Genomic DNA, 17,336 nt, shown 5'->3' on the forward strand with positions numbered 1-17,336 from the left:
CACCGCACGCACGCGCAGGGGGCCCGCCGCGGTGGACGGCGGGCCCCCTCGTCACGTCCGGCGCCGCCTCAGCCGGCGCACTGCACCTTGTCCGCCGTGGACTTGTTCACCTTCGGCGCCGGCGCCGTCCCGGTGAGGGAGACGCCCGCGCCCTTGAAGTCCTTGCCCAGGGTCAGCGTCATCGCGGGCAGGCCCTGGGAGTTGGTCACGCTCCTGCCCGGCTTCAGCGCGCTTCCGGACAGCCCCATGAGGGAGGCCAGCTCGCGCGCCTGGGCCGCCTGGTCGGGCGCGTACTCCAGCGTGGTCCGGCTCGCCCGCGCCGGGGCGTTGCCCGCGTTCTCGGACTTGAGCACGCCCTCGTCGGTCTGCAGCCACTGCAGGGTCTCCTGCGCGCTGCCGGCCTCGGCGCCGCCGTTGAGGACCCGCACCCGCACCTCGGAGGGCGCGGACCTGGTGCCCTTCAGCCGGGCCGCCGCCGCGTCCTTGGCCGCCTTCTGCTTCTTCTTCACGCCGGTGAAGGAGACGTCGTTCCTGATCGCGTCGAAGACGGAGGGCGCCGTGGACTGGTTGACGACCACGGTCGCGTGGACGGTCTCGGCCGGGTTGTCCACCACCGGCACGGTGACGAAGCTGATGTTCTTCGGGGGCACCTTCTTCAGCTGCAGCGCCACGTCCTTGAGCGTGCCGACCGATCCGAGGCCCTGGTCGACGGTCAGCGCCTTCGTGGCGGCCTCCGCCAGCTTGTAGAGCTTGCTCGGACTGGTCAGGGTGTCGCCGGAGGACATCTTGCGCATGAGGGAGGCCATGAACTGCTGCTGCACCTTGATGCGGTCCAGGTCGCCCTGGTTGCCCCAGCTGTGCCGGGTGCGCACGAACGCCAGCGCCTGCTCGCCCTCGACCTTGGACTTGCCGGCGGGCAGCTTGAGGTGCGACTCCTTGTCGTCGACCGCGTGCGACAGGCAGACGTCCACGCCGCCCACGGCCGTGGTCAGCGTCTTCACCGCGTTGAAGTCGACCATCATGAAGTGGTCGGGCTTGATGCCGGTGACCGCCTGCACGGTGCGCATGGTGCAGCCCGGGTCGCGGCCGTCCTGGCCCAGGCTGGTGTTGAACCGGACGTCCGTCGAGCCCGGGATGACCTTCTTCGAGCCGTCGGGCTGGGTGGTCTCGCAGTCCGGCACGTCCACGATCAGGTTGCGCGGGATGCTCAGCGCGGTGGCGTTGGTCCGGTCCTTGGCGACGTGGAGCAGGATGTTGGTGTCGGCGTGCCCGACGCTGCCCTTGTCCCCGTAGCCCTCGTTGCCCGCGCCGGTGCGCTTGTCCGTGCCGATGATGAGGATGTTGAAGGCGCCGTCCTTGCTGAAGCCGCTCTTGGCCGCGTCACCGACGTTCGTCGTGGTGACGTTGCCCTCCAGGTGCTTGAGGTAGAGGTAGCCGGCCGTGCCGACGGCGACGAGCACGAAGGCCATGCCGCCGCCGGTCCAGGCCACGACCTTCTTCGCCCTGGTCCGCTTCTTCGCCGGCCGCCGGCCGCGCCGCCCCGCCGGGGGCTCGGCCTCGCCCCGGCGCCTGCGCTGCGGCGGGATCTCCGGCTCCGGCTTCGCCGGCTCCGCCGCCTTCGGCGCCGCAGCCGTCCCCGCGCGCCGGCCGGCTCCCGCGGCGCGGCCGCCGCGGGGCCCCCCCGCGCGCGGGGACGGCACCGTCGGCTGCGGTGTGGAAGGGGTCAGTCGCAGTTCGTATTCGCCGGTGCTCGGGTTGAGTACCCACTGGTCTGCGGGGTCGATGTTGTCCGCCCGCCCACGGCCTTGCGCGTCCACGGTTGTCCGAATCCTCCGTCGGGGCCACGCGGCGCCTTCCCCCTCAAAGGCGCTCGGGTCTCGGTGAATCAGTGCACGACCCCAGGACGGACCTCGCGGCCGGGTGCACCGGATCGCTCACACTATCCGGCCAGTTCAGCGCCGAGCGACGCCGGTGACAAATTCCACGTTCCGAGAAGCGGGCAATTCCTCCCATACTCTGAACAGAAGTGCGTCACCTTGGTTTGCGCATTACTCACAGCCGTGTGCGGCGGCGGTGTTCCCGCGGAAGGTGGGCGTGGGGGATGGGTCGCGCGAGGAACCGTTCCGCTGGGCGTTCCGCGGCGGATCCGCCGCCACCGCCACCGGCCGGTCCGCCCGCAGCCGCGCGAACAGCCTTTCGGCGTCCGGCTCCACGAGCTGGTCCCGGTCGGCGTCGTAGACGTACGACTCCCGCGGCACCGTCAGGAACTGCGCGCGGTCGGCGGGGACCTCGCGCAGCCCCCGCGCCAGTTGGTACAGGCCGCGCAGGCTCGCCAGTTCCGGGTCCGTGGTGAGCGCGGAGGTGGCCGCGTCCAGCACCGGGTACAGCTTCACCGGATTCAGCAGGACGCCGTCGGCGCGCACCTTGTCGACGAGCGCGCCGAGGAAGCGCTGCTGACGCTCCATCCGCTCGGTGTCGCTGCCGTCGCCGAGCGACTTGCGGGCCCGCACGTACCCGAGCGCCTGCTCCCCGTCGAGCGTCACCCTGCCCGCGGGCAGTTCCAGCTTGGCCGCCTCGTCGTCGACGGGCTCCTCCAGGCACACCTGCACCCCGCCGACCGCGTCGACCAGTTCCTTGAACCCGCTGAAGTCGACGACCACGTGGTGGTCGACGCGGATGTCCGTCAGCTTCTCGACGGTACGGACGGTGCAGGCCGAACCGCCCACCTGGAAGGCGTGGTTGAACATCGTGAACACCGGCTCGCTGCGGCTGCCGTCCGCCCGGCGGCAGCTCGGGACGTCCACCATGAGGTCCCGGGGCAGCGAGACGGCGGTGGCGGCGCGCCGGTCGGCGGCCAGGTGCAGCAGGATCGTCGTGTCGGACCGCTCGCCGCCCAGGTCCCGCCCGTACGCGCCGTTGCCGTCCCCGGCCCGCGTGTCGGACCCGATCAGCAGGATGTTCTGCGCCCCCCGCACCAGCGCGGTGGGCCGCTCCCGCTCGTAGCGGGCCAGTTCGGCGGCGGCCGCCCGGTCGGCGGTGATGTTGCCGCTGAGCCCGGCGTACGCGGCCCACCCGACCCCGCCCGCCGCGGCGACGAACACGACCGCCGCCACCGCCGGGCACCGCAGCCGCCGCCTGCGCCGCCGCGCGAGCCCGTCCCCGGTGGCGGAGGAGCCGGGACCGGGACCGGGGGGGCCGCCTGCGGTGTCGGTCACGGTGGGGCCGTCCCCTCATGGCGTACGGGCGTCGCGTCCTGCTCCTACGACCATGGCCGGGCGGACGCCCGGGAGCCGCCCTTTGCTGCTCCACCCGGGTGAGGGCGGCCGGAGCACGGCGCGGGCGGGGAACGGCGCGGGCGGGGAACGGCGCGGGCGGGGAACGGCGAGGGCGGCCCGTGCCCGCCCGCGCCGCCCTGCCGCTCAGCGGTGCACCGCGGTCACCCTCTCGCTCTCCACCCGCTTGGCGAACCCCTCCTCGTCCAGCCGGTCCGCGTTCCGGCACAGCACCACGGAGCCCCCGGCGGCCAGCGGCGCGTACAGCCCCGCGCTCAGCCCGTCCCACGTGTCGTACGGCAGCCCCGACAGCAACCGCGCCCCGGGCCCGGTCAGCCCCAGCGGCGCCGAGTCGGCCACGGCCCGCCGGACCACCTCGTCCCCGCTGTACTCGGCGCCCGCGACGACCAGCGCCGGCTCCTCGGGATCCACGGGCGCGAACGGCACGAACCGGTCGCCCTGTCCCGGCACCTCCACGGCGTAGTCGGCGAAGCCCTCCGGGGGCCGCGGGAAACGCCCGCCCAGCGGGCGCAGCGCGAGAGCGACCCGCTCCCCGCGGCAGGCCCGCGCGGCCTCCAGGGAATCGGGCCCGCTGACGACGACGTCCGCCGCCGCCGGGTCCCCGGCCACGTCCGCCACCGCCCCGACCGACGCGCACGCGATCAGCCACACCGCCGTCTGCCAGTGCGCGGGCAGCAGCAGCGCGACCCGGTCACCCGGGCCGGCGGACAGGTCGCCCTGCAGGAGGTTGGCGGTCTTGGCCACCCAGTTGGCGAAGGTGGCCACGGACAGTTCGACGCGTTCGCCCGTGGCGTCGTCGTAGAAGGTCACCAGGGGACGGCCGGGATCCGCGACGAGCGCGGAACGCAGCAGGTCGGCAGGGGTGCGATCGGTGGCGTTCACCCGCGCAAGAGTACGCCGGGAGGGCCGCGCGCACCGAGCGGCGGTCCGGCGGGGCGTTCGCCGGCGGTCCGCCGGCCCCCGCGGCCCCCCGCGGGCGGCCGCGCCCGGCTTCGCGGCCGGAAGAACCGCGTGCCGATCCCGCGCGACACCGCGCGGCCACCGGGGCGCCGCCGCCCGCACTGCATACACTGACCGGCCGGAACGAGTAGTCCGGCCGGTCCCGGCAGGAAGCGGAGACGACAGGTGACAGAAGCGATCCTCCTGGTCGGCGGCAAAGGCACCCGGCTGCGACCGCTCACGGTCCACACGCCCAAGCCCATGGTCCCGGCGGCCGGCGTGCCGTTCCTCACCCACCAGCTGGCGAGGGCGGGAGCGGCCGGCGTGGACCACGTCGTCCTCGCGACGAGCTACCTCGCCGAGGTCTTCGAACCCCACTTCGGCGACGGCTCCGCGCTCGGCCTGCACATCGAGTACGTCACCGAGGAGGAACCCCTCGGCACCGGCGGCGCGATCCGCAACGTGGCCTCCCGCCTGCACTCCGGCCCCGACGACCCGGTGCTGGTCTTCAACGGCGACATCCTGACCGGCCTGGACATCGGGGCCCTGGTCGCCACCCACGAGTCGGCCGGCGCCGACGTGTCCCTGCACCTGACGCAGGTCACCGACCCGAGGGCGTACGGCCTGGTGCCCACGGACGCGACGGGCCGCGTCCTCGCCTTCCTCGAGAAACCGCAGACGCCGGAGGAGATCGTCACCGACCAGATCAACGCGGGGGCGTACGTCTTCCGCCGCTCGGTCATCGACACGATCCCCCGGGACCGCCCGGTCTCGGTCGAACGCGAGACCTTCCCCGGCCTGCTGTCCGCCGGGGCCCACCTGCAGGGCATGGTCGACTCCACCTACTGGCTGGACCTCGGCACGCCCGCCGCCTTCGTCCGCGGCTCGGCGGACCTCGTCCTGGGCCGCGCCCCGTCCCCCGCCGTCCCCGGACGCTGCGGGGACCGCCTGGTGCTGCCGACGGCCACGGTCGCCCCGGACGCCAAGCTGATGGGCGGCACGGTGGTCGGCGAGGGCGCGTTCGTCGCCGAGGGCGCCCGGGTCTTCGGGTCCGCCATCCTGCCCGGCGCGGTGATCGAACCCGACGCCGTCATCACCGACTCCCTCATCGGCACCCGTGCCCGCGTGGGCGAACGCTCGGTCCTCACCGGCACGGTCGTCGGCGACGGCGCGGTCGTCGGCGCCGACAACGAGCTCCGGGACGGCGTGCGGGTGTGGTGCGACGCGCGCATCCCGGCGGGGGCGGTGCGGTTCTCCTCGGACCAGTAGTCGTCCACGGGAGACGGGGCGCCGTCCGCGCCGTCCGCCGCGACGCTCCGGGGTGCCCGGCCCGGTGCCGTCCGCAGGGCGCGCGGTGGGGGTCCGCGCCGTTCCCCGCGTCCCGGGCAGGTGCGGCGCGCCCCCGGGCAGGTGCGGCCGACGGTGCCCGCACGCGCGCCCCGCCGTGGCACCGGGCGCCCCGGCGCCTACAGCAACCCGATGTCCACCCGGGGCATCTTCGGTGCCCTGCGCGCGGGCGTCCTCCCGCTCAGCAGGATCAGGCGGACCGCCCTGTGCCGCTGCCCGGCGTAGGGTTCGAGCAGCTCCAGCATCACCGAGTCGTCCGCGTGCCGGTTCCCGGCCAGCGCCCAGCCGACGATCCCCGGCAGGTGCAGGTCCCCGACGGTCACCGCGTCCGCCGCGCCGTGGCTGCGCTGCACCACCTCCGCCGACGTCCACGGCCCCACCCCCGGCACGAGCTCCAGCCGCGCCCGGGCCTGTGCCGGGGGCATCCCCACCGCCTGCTCCAGCCGCGCGGCGACCCGTACCGCCCGCAGAACGGTCGACGCCCGCTTGTCGTCCACTCCGGCCCGGTGCCACTCCCAGGAGGGAATCAGCGCCCAGGTCCGCGGCGCGGGCATCACCCACATCGGCCGCTCGCCCGCTCCCGCGGGCCCCGGCGCCGGCTCCCCGAACCGCCGCACCAGCAGCCGCCACGCCCGGTACGCCTCGTCGGTCGTGACCTTCTGCTCCAGCACCGACGGGATCAGCGACTCCAGCACCAGCCCGGTCCGCGTCAGCCTGAGCCCCGGCCGCCGGTGCCGCGCCAGTGCCACCACCCGGTGCCGGGGCACGAACGCCTCCGGATCGTCGGCGGCACCGAGGAGCTGCGGCAACTGGTCCAGCAGCCACTCGGCCCCCGGCCCCCACGCCTCGCCGCACACCTCACCGCCGTGGGCCCGCACCCGCAGCGTGCCGGGCCCGGCCGGAGTCCGGAAGGCGCGCCACACGGAGCCGTCCGGCGCCGCGCGGAAGGTCGGATCGCCGGGCCCGCGCCGCAGCGGGCCGAGCACCAGCCCGAGGTCCAGCGGCCCGTCCGGCACCCAGCGCCGCACCCGCCCCGGCCCCGTGGCCTGCTGCGGCATCCCACCGGGCACCGCGGGCACGCCGGTTCGGCCCCCGCGCGCGGTCGTGCGTGGGGGCCGCGGAGCGAAGCGTCCTGCCATCGACGAGTCCTGGGGTGCGGGGCCGTCCCAAGAGAGTAGGCGGTGGGCGCCCCGGTCGTCCCCGGCACCCCGCTCCGGCGCCCGGCGCACACCGGTGCACACTGGCGGCCGGTGCCCACCGGCCGCCGGGCTCAGCGGACTTCGACGAACGCCCCGGCGTCCCGCTCGGCACGCGGAGACGGGTCCCGGGCCGGGTGCCCGACCGCCACCGCCCCCATCGGGTCCCACTCCCCGGGCAGGCCCAGCACCTCGCGCACCACGTCACGGCAGAACATCGTCGACGACACCCACGCCGACCCCAGCCGCTCCCCGGCCAGCGCGACCAGGAGGTTCTGCACGCCCGCGCCCATGGCGACCACGAACATCTCCCGCTCGGCGCCGTCCCGCCGCGCGTCCCCGTAGGTGTGCGAGCCGTCCATGACGAGGCACGGCACGACCAGGTAGGGGGCGTTGCGCAGCACGTCCCCGCGGCGGACCCGCTTGGCGATGGACTCCTCGCCCTTGCCGTCCCGGCGCAGGTCGGCGATCCAGGCGTCCCGCATCGCGTCGAGCAGCCGCGTCCGCGACTCCCGCGACTCCAGCAGCACGAACCGCCACGGCGTGGTGTGGTGCGGGGCGGGTGCGGTCACGGCGGCGGCCACCGCGCGGCGGACCGCGCCGGGGTCGACCGGCTCGTCGGTGAACGCCCGTACGGTGCGCCGCAGGGCCACCGCCTCCCGGACCGCCTCGGAGGTGCCGAGCCGGAACATGTCGTCCCGCGCGCTGCGCACCAGCGCCCGCGCCCCCTCGCCGTGCTCCCGGTCCACCACGTGCGGCAGCCCGCGCACCACGGCGACCGGCCGCCCGGCCGCCTTGCCCTTGACCAGGTCGCCCGCGGCGGCCAGTTCGTCCGCCGTGGCGACGACGGTGGCGCTGAGCGGATTGCCGTACGCGTCCGTGCCCCCGCGCAGGTCGTCCAGGACGCGCACGCCCGCGGCGCCGATCGCCACGTCCGTGAGCCCCGCGCGCCAGGGTCGCCCGGAGGTGTCGGTGACCACGACACCCACGTCGACGCCGAGGACGTCACGCAGTCCGCCGCGGATCGCACGTGCGGAGGCGTCCGGGTCCTCGGGCAGCAGCAGCACCGTCCCGGCGGGGGTGTTGGAGGCGTCGACCCCGGCGGCGGCCATCACCAGGCCCTGCCGGTTCTCGACGATGCGCAGCGCGCCGCGCCGGGCCACCACCCGCACGGTCTCGGCGTCGATCGCCGCCTCCCGGTCGGCCGCCCGAACGATCCGGCCCTCCGCCTTGGACACGATCTTGGAGGTGACCAGCAGCACGTCCCCGTCGGCCAGCGCGGGTTCGGCCGCGGCGATCAGCTTGGCCAGGTCGTCCCCCGGCTGCACCTCGGGGAGCCCGGCCGGCGCCCACACCCGGTACCCGGGCCGCTCGTCCGGCGCCGCCGGCGAAGTCCCGCCGCTCACGCCGTCCGCACCTCCTCCGCCAGCGCCAGTGCCTCCCGCGCCATCCGCGCGGCCGCGTCCACGTCGGTCATCATCAGCGGCACGGCCCGGCAGCGGATCCCGTCCGCCTCGACCCGCCCGACCGCGTCCGCGTCCACGGTGTCGACCAGCCAGCCGTCCAGCAGCCCCGAGCCGTAGTGCTCGGCCACCGCGGCGGCCGTGGACTCCACGCCGACCGCGGCGAGCACCTTGTCCGCCATGCCGCGCACGGGCGCGTCCCCGACGATGGGGGACAGGCCCACCACGGGCACGCCCGCGTTCGCGATGGCCTCCCGGACGCCGGGCACGGCCAGGATCGTGCCGATGGAGACGACGGGGTTGGACGGCGGGAAGAGGATGACGTCCGCGCCGGCGATCGCCTCCAGGACGCCGGGCGCGGGCTTGGCCTGCTCGGCGCCGACCGGCACGACCGCCTGGGCCGGCACGGAGGCGCGCAGCCGCACCCAGTACTCCTGGAAGTGCACCGCCTTGCGCTCGCCGTCCACCTCGACCGCCACGTGGGTCTCCACGCGGTCGTCGGTCATCGGGATCAGCCGCACGCCCGGCTGCCAACGGTCGCACAGCGCCTCGGTGACCGCGCTCAGCGGGTAGCCCGCGCCCAGCATCTGCGTCCGCACGATGTGCGTGGCGAAGTCCCGGTCGCCGAGCCCGAACCACTCCGGGCCGACGCCGTAGGCCGCCAGCTCCTGCTTGAGGTGGAAGGTCTCGTCGGCCCGCCCCCAGCCCTGCTCCTCGTTGATGCCGCCGCCCAGCGTGTACATCACCGTGTCGAGGTCCGGGCAGACCTTCAGACCGAAGAGGTGGATGTCGTCGCCGGTGTTGCCGATGACCGTGACGTCCGCGTCCGGCACGGCCCGCTTCAGACCGCGCAGGAAACGGGCACCGCCGATGCCGCCTGCCAGAACCACAATGCGCATGGGCCAAGTCTCGCAGGCGGGAGCGCCCGGGTGTCAGGCGGACACCGGACGCGCCTCGCAGTGCGGCGAGGTGTGCATCGGCATCTCGGTCAGCCCGGGGTGGTAGACGTGCAGGCTCACCGCCGGCTCCAGCGCGTCGTTGGCCACCTCGTGCACGTAACCCGGCGCGAACACCCGCTGCGCCCCGGCGGCCAGCGCGCGCGTGCCGTGGGCGGTGCGCTCGGTCAGCGTGCCCGCCAGGACGCTGAGGATGCCGGAGGAGGGGCCGTGGTCGTGCGGCCCGCTGCCCTGTCCGGGGACCCAGGACAGCAGCCACACCTCGTAGCCGGGGCCGGTGCGCAGCCGGTGGTACCAGCGGGCGGTGGCGTCGTAGCGCACCAGGTGCCGCCACTGGGCGGGGTCGGCGGCGATGGCGCGGGCCAGGCCCGCGAACTCGGCCACCGTGGCCGGGTGCTCGCGCGGCGGCTGCAGCAGGTGGGGGACTTCGAGGATGTCGCCGGCGATCTGGAGGTCGTTGTCGCTGTTCATGGGGGTGCGGTGTTCCTCGGCGGAAGAGTGGTGCCCTGGACGGGAGGGATCTGCGAGGGAGGGGACGACCGAGCCGCGACGGAGGGCTCGGCGGCAGCCGGAGCGCGTGGGCTCAACAGCTGCAACGGCGACAACAGCTACAGCGGGACCGGGCAGCACCGTGGGACCCGGCGGGGCGGGTCGAGGCGGGAGCCGGGTACGCGAGCATGCCCACCAGGACACCGGTTCGCACCCGCACTGTCAACTCGGCGACCGCCATGTGGGATCTGTTTCACCTCATCCGGTTGATTCGTCAGGTCAAAGGTTTGTTCCCCGGGATCTCGGGACACATGGCGCACATCCGAGCGCTTCAAGCCTCGCGGAACGCGATCGAACGCCGGGACGTCCTCCTTCGTGCAGAAGGGTGTGCGGAGGTCTGTGCGGAGGAGGACGCCCCCCTCGGTCCCGTCACCGTGTCTGAGTTTATGGCGATTTGAACACTTTCTGCAGGGCCTTGGTTCCGGAGAGTGAATAACGGGCCCAATAGCAGATCTCGGCTTGACTCGCCCGGAGCAGCACACTTGTAATTTCACTCGTGTCGTTCAGCCGAAATCGGTAACGGCCTGGCACGGGGACGCGAAGACAGACGAGGGGCGCACATGACCGAGCTGGTGCAGGAACTGCTGGTCGACGACGCGGACGAGGAACTCGGCTGGCAGGAGCGCGCGCTGTGCGCCCAGACCGACCCCGAGTCCTTCTTCCCGGAGAAGGGCGGCTCCACGAGAGAGGCCAAGAAGGTCTGCCTCGCCTGCGAGGTCCGCTCCGAGTGCCTCGAGTACGCCCTTGCCAACGACGAGCGCTTCGGCATCTGGGGCGGTCTGTCCGAGCGGGAGCGCCGCAGGCTGAAGAAGGCCGCCGTGTGACCGCACGGTCACGCGCTCATCTCGCGAACGGCCCGTCGCCCGTGGGTTGTCCACAGGCGGCGGGCCGTGGTCATGGCAGCCGATAGTGTGGTCGCTCGTCCGAGACGCCCGGCTGTCCCCTCGGGGCACGGGCGTCCACCGCAGTCCATCGAACCGGGGCCCGTACCTCGATGACCGTGCACAGCCATGCGGCAGCCCAAGACGCAGCCGCCCTTCCTGAGTTCCCGCGTCACGTCGTGACCGCGGTCCTCGTCTCCCACGACGGAGCCCGCTGGCTGCCCGACGCGCTCGCCGGGCTGCTCGGCCAGGAGCGCCCCGTCCAGTACGCGGTGGCGGCCGACACCGGCAGCGCGGACGACTCCGCCCAGCTGGTCACCGAGGCCCTCGGCGACGCCAACGTGCTGCACCTGGCCCGGCGCACCGGCTTCGGCCAGGCCGTCGAGGAGGCGAGCCGCACCGCGCCTGTCCTCACCCCGGACGACCTGCCGTACCTCAGGCGCCCCAGCGGCTGGGACCCCGTCACGCGCACCTGGCGCGACGACGCCTACGACCTGCCCGAACTGCCGTACGGCGAACCCGTCCAATGGCTCTGGCTGCTGCACGACGACTGCGCCCCCGAGCCCGGGGCCCTCGCCGAGCTGCTCCGGGTCGCGGACAACGAACTCGAACTCGGCCGGGACGACGTCGCGATCGTCGGCCCCAAGCTCCGCGGCTGGTACGACCGCCGTCAACTGCTGGAGGTCGGCGTCTCCATCGCCCACTCCGGCCGCCGCTGGACCGGCCTGGACCGCCGCGAACAGGACCAGGGCCAGCACGACCACGTCCGCGCCGTGCTGTCGGTCTCCACCGCCGGCATGCTCGTCCGCCGCGACGTCTTCGAACAGCTCGGCGGCTTCGACCGCCGGCTGCCCCTGATGCGCGACGACGTCGACCTGTGCTGGCGCGCCCACCGGGCCGGCCACCGGGTCCTGGTCGCCCCCGAGGCGGTCGTCCGGCACGCCGAGGCCGCCTCCCGCGAACGCCGCGCCGTCGACTGCGCGGGCCGCACCACGGCCTCCCCGCACAAGGTCGACAAGGCGGGCGCCGTCTACACCCTCCTCACCAACACCCGCACGGCCCTGCTGCCCTGGGTGCTGCTGCGGCTCGTCGTCGGCACCCTGCTGAGGACCGTCGCCTACCTCGTCGGCAAGGTCCCCGGACAGGCCCTCGACGAGGTCCGCGGCCTGCTCGGCACCCTGCTGCGCCCCGAGCGCATCCTCGCCGGACGGCGCGGCCGCGGCCCCTCGCGCATCGACAAGGACGAACTGCGCCGGCTCTTCCCGCCTCCCGGCGCCACCATCCGCGCCACGGTGGAGCAGGTCGCCGCCAACTTCTCCAGCGGCTCCGACACCGACACCTCCTCGGCCGGCCGGCACGGCGGCGCCGTGGAGTCCGGGCCCGGCGGCGAGGACGCCGACTTCCTGGAGGTCGAGCAGTTCGCCCGGCTCAAGCGGATCGCCCGCAAACCCGGCCCGGTGCTCTTCCTCGCCCTGCTGCTGGTCTCGCTCGTCGCCTGCCGGGCCCTGCTCGGCGGCGGCGCCCTGGCGGGCGGCGCCCTGCTGCCCGCCCCGGCCGGCGCCGGCGACCTCTGGTCCCGCTACCTGGACGCCTGGCACCCGGTGGGCGTCGGCGGCACCTCCTCCGCACCGCCCTACCTCGCCCTCGTCGCGACCCTCGCCTCGATCCTGTTCGGCTCCGCCGGCCTCGCGGTCACCGTCCTGCTGATCGGCTCGGTGCCGCTGGCCGGCGTGAGCGCCTACTTCGCCTCCCGGCCGCTGGTCACCTCCCGCCTGCTGCGCGCCTGGGCGGCCATCGCCTACGCCTTCCTGCCCGCCGCCACCGGTGCCCTGGCCGGCGGCCGCGTCGGCACCGCCGTCCTGGCCGTCCTGCTGCCGCTCATCGCGCGCGCGGGCGTCGCCGCCACCGGTCTGGCCAACCCCTCCGGCGGACCCGGCAGCTGGCGCGCCACCTGGACCTACGCCCTCCTGCTGACCGTCACCACCGCCTTCACGCCGGTCGTCTGGCCCATCGCCCTGGTCCTCGGCCTCGGCGTGCTGGTGCTGCGCCGCACCGACCTCGTCCCCCACGGCCTGCGCCTGCTCGCCCAGCTCGGCACCCCGCTGCTGGTCCTCGCCCCCTGGTCGCTGACCCTGCTGCCCCTCGGCTTCCTCACCGAAGCGGGCCTGGAGTACGGCCCCTCGACCGCCTCCGCGCTCGACCTGCTCGGTGCCGACCCCGGCGGTCCCGGCACCGTGCACGGCCTGGTGCTCATCGGCATCGTCCTGGCCGCCCTGGCCGCGCTGCTGCGCTCCGAGCGGCAGCTGGGCATCCGCGCCGCCTGGACCGCCGCCCTGGTCGGCCTCGTCCTCGCCGTCGTGTCCAACGGCTCCCACTGGGCCGGACCGGCCACCCTCGTGTACGGCATCGCCCTGCTGGCCGCCGCCGCACTGGGCGCCGACGGCGCGCGCGCCCGCGTGGCCGAGCAGAGCTTCGGCTGGCGCCAGCCCGTCGCCGCCCTGATCGCCCTCGCCTCGGCCGCCGGCCCGCTGCTCGTCGCCGCCGGCTGGATGCTCGGCGGCGCCGACGGCCCGCTGGAGCGCCGCGACCCGGTCCAGGTGCCCGCGTTCGTCGCCGAGGACTCCGCCACCCGCGACCAGGCCCGCACCCTGGTCCTCGACAGCGACTCCACCGCGCGCGTGCGCTACAGCCTCGTCCGCGGCTCCGGTGCCCGCCTGGGAGACGCCGAACTCACAGCCGCCGGCGGAGAGAGCGCCGAGCTCGGCAAGGTCGTCGCCAACCTCGTCGCCGGCTCCGGCGCCGACCAGGCCGACCAGCTCGGCGGCTTCGCCGTGCGCTACGTCCTCGTGCACAAGGGCGCCCCCCGCGAGATCACCCGCGTCCTGGACGCCACCCCCGGCCTGAGCCGGCTCAGCCAGCAGAACGGCAGCGCCCTGTGGCGGGTCGACCAGCAGGTCTCCCGCGCCACCCTGGTACCCGCCGGCGGCTCCGGCACCGCCCGGCCCGTCGCCGCCGGCCCCGTCGAGATCCACACCACCGTCCCGGCCGGCCCGGCCGGCCGGGTCCTGCGCCTGGCCGACGCCGCCTCCGACGGCTGGACGGCCACCCTCGACGGCCGGCCGCTCACCCGCACCACGGTCGACGGCTGGGCCCAGGGCTTCCGGCTGCCCGCCGCGGCCGGCCGGCTGGACGTCACCTACGACGCCCCGATCGCCCGCACCGCCTGGCTGTGGGCCCAGGGCGCGCTCGCCGTCGTCCTGGTCGTCCTCGCCCTGCCCGGCCGCCGCCGGGACGTCGACGACGACCTGCCCGAGGAGCAGCCGCCGCCCGCCCAGGCCGTCGCCGGCGAGGGCCGCCGCGCCCGCCGCCTGCGCGCCCAGGCCGAGGAACAGGCGGCCCCGGAGCAGCCCGGCACCGCCGGTGCGCCCCCCGTTCCCGGGGAAGCCCCGGCTCCCCCCGCACCGGAGCGGGCCCCCGCCGCCGTCCCGCACCAGCAGCAGTACGCCGACTGGGACGGCACGGCCCACCAGGGCGCGCAGTACGCCGGTTACGGCGCCGACCCCTACCAGGACGCCGCGCAGTACCAGGCCGCGGGCTACGACCAGCAGGCCTACCGGCCCGACCCCTACCAGGCCGGCCGGTACGACCCGTACGCCTACGGGGACACGGCCGGGCAGCAGCCCTACGACCCCGCCCACCCGCAGCCCTACGACCCCGCCCATCCGCAGGACTACGACCCCGCCCATCCGCAGGACTACGACCCGGTCCATCCGCAGGACTACGACCCGGCCCGGCACCCCTACGGCACCGGCAGTGAGCGTCCCGACGGGAGCCAGCAGTGAAGCGCACCACCCTGTCCCTGATCGCCGGCACCACCGCGCTGGCCGCCGTGACCGCCTTCGCCGCGCTGGACGCGCCGTCCGCGTCCGGCACGGACTCCGCGAAGGCGGCCGCCGAGCTGCCCGTGGAACGCACCAGCCTGCTCTGCCCGGCGCCGAGCACCTCCGACATCGCCGAGACGTCGTACACGTCGTTCACACCCGTCACCGAGGGCGCGGCGAGCGGCGGCGGGGCCGGACTCCGGGCGGCCGCCGAGGCGGCGGGCGCCACCGGCGGCACCACGGAGGACGGCTCGGCGAAGGGCACGGACGCCGAGGGGCGGACGGGCAAGGCGGACAAGCCGGTCCTCACCCCGAAGGCGCCCGGCACACCCGTCACCGGTGACACCTCCGGCTCCGAGGCGTCCGCGCTCATCGGCACCGCCGACGGGAGGTTCGCGCCGGGCTGGACCGTCCAGGAGACCACCGAGGTCGCCGCGGGCACCGGCCGCGGCCTCCAGGGCGTCAGCTGCACCGCGCCCGACACCGAGTTCTGGTTCCCGGGCGCCGGTACGGCCGCCGGCCGCACCGACTACGTGCACCTCACCAACCCCGACGACTCCGCGGCCGTCGTCGACGTCGAGCTGTACGGCACGGACGGTGCCGTCAAGTCCCCGCTGGGGGACGGCTTCACCATCCCGCCGCACGCGAGCAGGCCGATCCTGCTGTCCACCCTCACCGACGAGCGGCAGACGGACCTGACCGTGCACGTCAGCGTCCGCAGCGGACGGGTCGGCGCGGCCGTGCAGGCCCTGGACGACAAGGCGGGCGGAGACTGGCTGGCCGCGTCCACCGACCCGGCCGGCGCCCTGGTCCTGCCCGGCATCCCGAAGGACGCCACCGACGTCCGCCTGATCGCCTTCACCCCCGGCGACGCCGACGCCGACCTGAAGGTCCGCCTCGCCTCGCCCGACGGTCCGATCACCCCGGCAGGCAACGAGACCCTGCACGTCAAGGCCGGCATGACGACCTCGGCCGACCTCGGCGACGTCACCCGCGGCGAGGCCGGCTCCCTGCTCCTGACGCCCACCGACCGCTCGGTGCCGGTCGTGGCGGCCCTGCGCGTGGTCCGGGGCAAGGGAACCGACCAGGAGACGGCCTACATCCCGGCCACCGCTCCCGTCGGCGCGCGCGCGACCTGCGCCGACAACAGCGGCAAGGGCACGACCCTCTCCCTGACCGCCCCGGCCGCCACCGCCACGGTCAAGGTCACGGCGTCCGCCGGCAGCGGGGGCGGCACCCCGGTGACCAAGACCTACACGGTCAGGTCCGGTACCACCCAGGACGTCACCGGACTCGTCCCCCCGGGCCTGAAGGGCACCTACGCCCTCACCGTGGAAACCCTCACCGGCGGCCCGGTCTACGCCGCCCGCACCCTGGCGGCCACGGAGGACGGCGTCCCCGGCTTCACCGTCCAGACCCTCCCCAGCGACCGGGGCCTGGTGGCGGTGCCGAACACCGCCGAGGACCTGTCGGTCCTGCAGAAGTGACGGCCCGCCCGGCCGCGCGGGCCCGGGCGGTGCGAGCGGGTCCGGGGGGAGGCACCCGCCCGGCGCGGACGGGCGGGTGTCAATCCTCCCCGTACCGGGGATCGACGGTCTCCGGAGTGAGTCCCAGCAGCTCGGCCACCTGCTCCACGACCACCTCGTGCACCAGCGCGGCCCGCTCCTCCCGCCCCTTGGTCCGGATCTCCACCGGCCGCCGGTACACCACCACCCGGGCCCGCTGGCCGTCCCGCGCGGGAACGATCCCGCCCAGCGGCACGGCCTCGTCACTCCACGCGTCCACGCCCCGCTCCTCCAGCCGGGGCACCTCCAGCACCAGGAAGTCGACCTCGGCCAGCTGCGGCCACCGCCGCTCGAGACGGTCCACGGAGTCCTGCACCAGGTCCGCGAACACGTCGGCGCGGCTGGCCGCCAGCGGCACCTGCGGCGGCGCGATCGGCCCTCGCATGCCGCGCCCGTGGCGATCACGACGGCGGGGCCCGGGGCCGGCGGCACGGGGCGGTACACGGTTGTCCATCACCGGTGAAGGGTAGTCCCCGCACGCGCCGCACGCCCTGCCCCACGCGGTGACCCGCCTCCGGCCGGACGGCAACCGGCCATCCCCGCGCTCCAGCACGCAGATCACATTTCGGCCAAGGTGTGGCTCGTCCCCGACCCCCTTCCCGGATCGGTGAAGTCGAGGAGATTGATGCCCTTTGCACCGACTCGTGACGGGGGATGGCCCCGCACGGGACCGTCCCCGCAGGTCAGCGAGGTGTGTTCGGGCGGCAGTGTGGGGCGTTTCACAGCACGACACGGTGGAGTGAGCCGGTGCGGAGTCGTCGCGGCCCGCTCAAGAGTGCGGTACCGTCCAACGTCGTGAGCCCTGTACGTCGCTGTTCGCGCACCGCCTGCGGCCGACCCGCCGTCGCGACGCTGACGTACGTCTACGCCGACTCCACCGCGGTCCTCGGCCCGCTCGCCACCTACGCCGAACCCCACTGCTACGACCTGTGCGCCGAGCACTCCGAGCGCCTCACCGCCCCCCGCGGCTGGGAAGTCGTCCGCCTCCTCGACGCCTCCGCCCCGGCGCGGCCCAGCGGGGACGACCTCGAAGCGCTCGCCAACGCCGTGCGCGAGGCGGCCCGCCCCCAGCAGCGTGCGGCCGGAGCGGGCGGCGGCGGACCGCGCGCGGCGGACCCCATGGAGGTCGCCCGCCGCGGCCACCTGCGGGTCCTGCGCTCCCCGGACAACTGAGCCGCCGCCCGGCGCGACCGGCCCCCGCCCACCGGACCCCCCTCCCGGCGACCGGGCCGCCGCCCACCGGGCCGTCCCGCGCCGCCCGGCGCC

13 protein-coding genes are annotated in these 17,336 nt (G+C 75.2%); 5 read left to right on the top strand and 8 right to left on the bottom strand.

The features are described 5' to 3' along the window. Positions 1-68: 68 nt before the first annotated feature. From QQY24_RS19040 to QQY24_RS19050, 3 genes are all read right to left on the bottom strand, one after another. On the bottom strand, positions 69-1,817 hold the full coding sequence (locus QQY24_RS19040) for an LCP family protein (protein ID WP_301973893.1): 1,749 nt from the start codon (positions 1,815-1,817) through the stop codon (positions 69-71). 231 nt (positions 1,818-2,048) lie between these two features. Then, positions 2,049-3,215 carry an LCP family protein gene (locus QQY24_RS19045; RefSeq protein WP_301973894.1) on the bottom strand — a complete coding sequence of 389 codons (1,167 nt, stop codon included), beginning with the start codon at positions 3,213-3,215 and terminating at the stop codon, positions 2,049-2,051. A 204-nt stretch (positions 3,216-3,419) separates the two neighbouring features. Further along, positions 3,420-4,175, bottom strand: a complete 756-nt coding sequence (locus QQY24_RS19050; protein WP_301973895.1) for a TIGR03089 family protein — start codon at positions 4,173-4,175, stop codon at positions 3,420-3,422. Positions 4,176-4,418: 243 nt separating this feature from the next. On the opposite strand from QQY24_RS19050, the gene QQY24_RS19055 reads away from it, so the two are divergent. Beyond that, complete coding sequence (locus tag QQY24_RS19055; protein ID WP_301973896.1) at positions 4,419-5,501, top strand: NDP-sugar synthase; 1,083 nt, start codon at positions 4,419-4,421, stop codon at positions 5,499-5,501. Positions 5,502-5,698: 197 nt separating this feature from the next. On the opposite strand, the gene QQY24_RS19060 is transcribed toward QQY24_RS19055, so the two are convergent. From QQY24_RS19060 to QQY24_RS19075, 4 genes are all read right to left on the bottom strand, one after another. Further along, positions 5,699-6,718: a DNA-3-methyladenine glycosylase gene (locus QQY24_RS19060; protein WP_301973897.1), complete on the bottom strand. Its 1,020-nt coding sequence runs from the start codon at positions 6,716-6,718 to the stop codon at positions 5,699-5,701. 131 nt (positions 6,719-6,849) lie between these two features. After that, entirely contained in the window at positions 6,850-8,181 is a 1,332-nt protein-coding gene (locus tag QQY24_RS19065; protein ID WP_301973898.1) for a coenzyme F420-0:L-glutamate ligase, read from the bottom strand. Then, entirely contained in the window at positions 8,178-9,137 is a 960-nt protein-coding gene (gene cofD / locus QQY24_RS19070) for a 2-phospho-L-lactate transferase (RefSeq protein ID WP_301973899.1), read from the bottom strand. The genes QQY24_RS19065 and cofD overlap by 4 nt, the downstream gene beginning before the upstream one ends. A 33-nt stretch (positions 9,138-9,170) precedes the next feature. Beyond that, the gene (locus QQY24_RS19075) at positions 9,171-9,665 is read right to left on the bottom strand and encodes a cysteine dioxygenase family protein (RefSeq protein ID WP_301973900.1); all 495 of its coding nucleotides are present in this window, start codon (positions 9,663-9,665) and stop codon (positions 9,171-9,173) included. Between the two features lie 638 nt (positions 9,666-10,303). Here QQY24_RS19075 and QQY24_RS19080 point away from each other — a divergent pair. The 3 genes from QQY24_RS19080 to QQY24_RS19090 all read left to right on the top strand — a co-directional run bounded on the left by QQY24_RS19080 (position 10,304) and on the right by QQY24_RS19090 (position 15,992). After that, the gene (locus tag QQY24_RS19080) at positions 10,304-10,567 is read left to right on the top strand and encodes a WhiB family transcriptional regulator (RefSeq protein ID WP_164338682.1); all 264 of its coding nucleotides are present in this window, start codon (positions 10,304-10,306) and stop codon (positions 10,565-10,567) included. A gap of 170 nt (positions 10,568-10,737) precedes the next feature. After that, positions 10,738-14,466, top strand: a complete 3,729-nt coding sequence (locus tag QQY24_RS19085) for a glycosyltransferase family 2 protein (protein WP_301973901.1) — start codon at positions 10,738-10,740, stop codon at positions 14,464-14,466. After that, positions 14,463-15,992 carry a DUF5719 family protein gene (locus QQY24_RS19090; protein ID WP_301973902.1) on the top strand — a complete coding sequence of 510 codons (1,530 nt, stop codon included), beginning with the start codon at positions 14,463-14,465 and terminating at the stop codon, positions 15,990-15,992. The genes QQY24_RS19085 and QQY24_RS19090 overlap by 4 nt, the downstream gene beginning before the upstream one ends. Before the next feature lie 79 nt (positions 15,993-16,071). On the opposite strand, the gene QQY24_RS19095 is transcribed toward QQY24_RS19090, so the two are convergent. Next, the gene (locus QQY24_RS19095) at positions 16,072-16,524 is read right to left on the bottom strand and encodes a metallopeptidase family protein (protein WP_301976288.1); all 453 of its coding nucleotides are present in this window, start codon (positions 16,522-16,524) and stop codon (positions 16,072-16,074) included. A 293-nt stretch (positions 16,525-16,817) separates the two neighbouring features. On the opposite strand from QQY24_RS19095, the gene QQY24_RS19100 reads away from it, so the two are divergent. Beyond that, positions 16,818-17,243: a DUF3499 domain-containing protein gene (locus QQY24_RS19100; RefSeq protein ID WP_301973903.1), complete on the top strand. Its 426-nt coding sequence runs from the start codon at positions 16,818-16,820 to the stop codon at positions 17,241-17,243. The last annotated feature ends 93 nt before the right edge of the window (positions 17,244-17,336 follow it).

Source organism: Streptomyces sp. TG1A-8 (assembly GCF_030499535.1).
GTDB lineage: Bacteria > Actinomycetota > Actinomycetes > Streptomycetales > Streptomycetaceae > Streptomyces.

Excerpts from the sequence above, each read along its gene's own strand:
- QQY24_RS19060 (WP_301973897.1), bottom strand. The coding sequence starts at position 6,718 with ATGGCAGGACGCTTCGCTCCGCGGCCCCCACGCACGACCGCGCGCGGG.
- cofD (WP_301973899.1), bottom strand. The coding sequence starts at position 9,137 with ATGCGCATTGTGGTTCTGGCAGGCGGCATCGGCGGTGCCCGTTTCCTG.
- QQY24_RS19075 (WP_301973900.1), bottom strand. The coding sequence starts at position 9,665 with ATGAACAGCGACAACGACCTCCAGATCGCCGGCGACATCCTCGAAGTC.
- QQY24_RS19080 (WP_164338682.1), top strand. The coding sequence starts at position 10,304 with ATGACCGAGCTGGTGCAGGAACTGCTGGTCGACGACGCGGACGAGGAA.
- QQY24_RS19085 (WP_301973901.1), top strand. The coding sequence starts at position 10,738 with ATGACCGTGCACAGCCATGCGGCAGCCCAAGACGCAGCCGCCCTTCCT.
- QQY24_RS19095 (WP_301976288.1), bottom strand. The coding sequence starts at position 16,524 with ATGGACAACCGTGTACCGCCCCGTGCCGCCGGCCCCGGGCCCCGCCGT.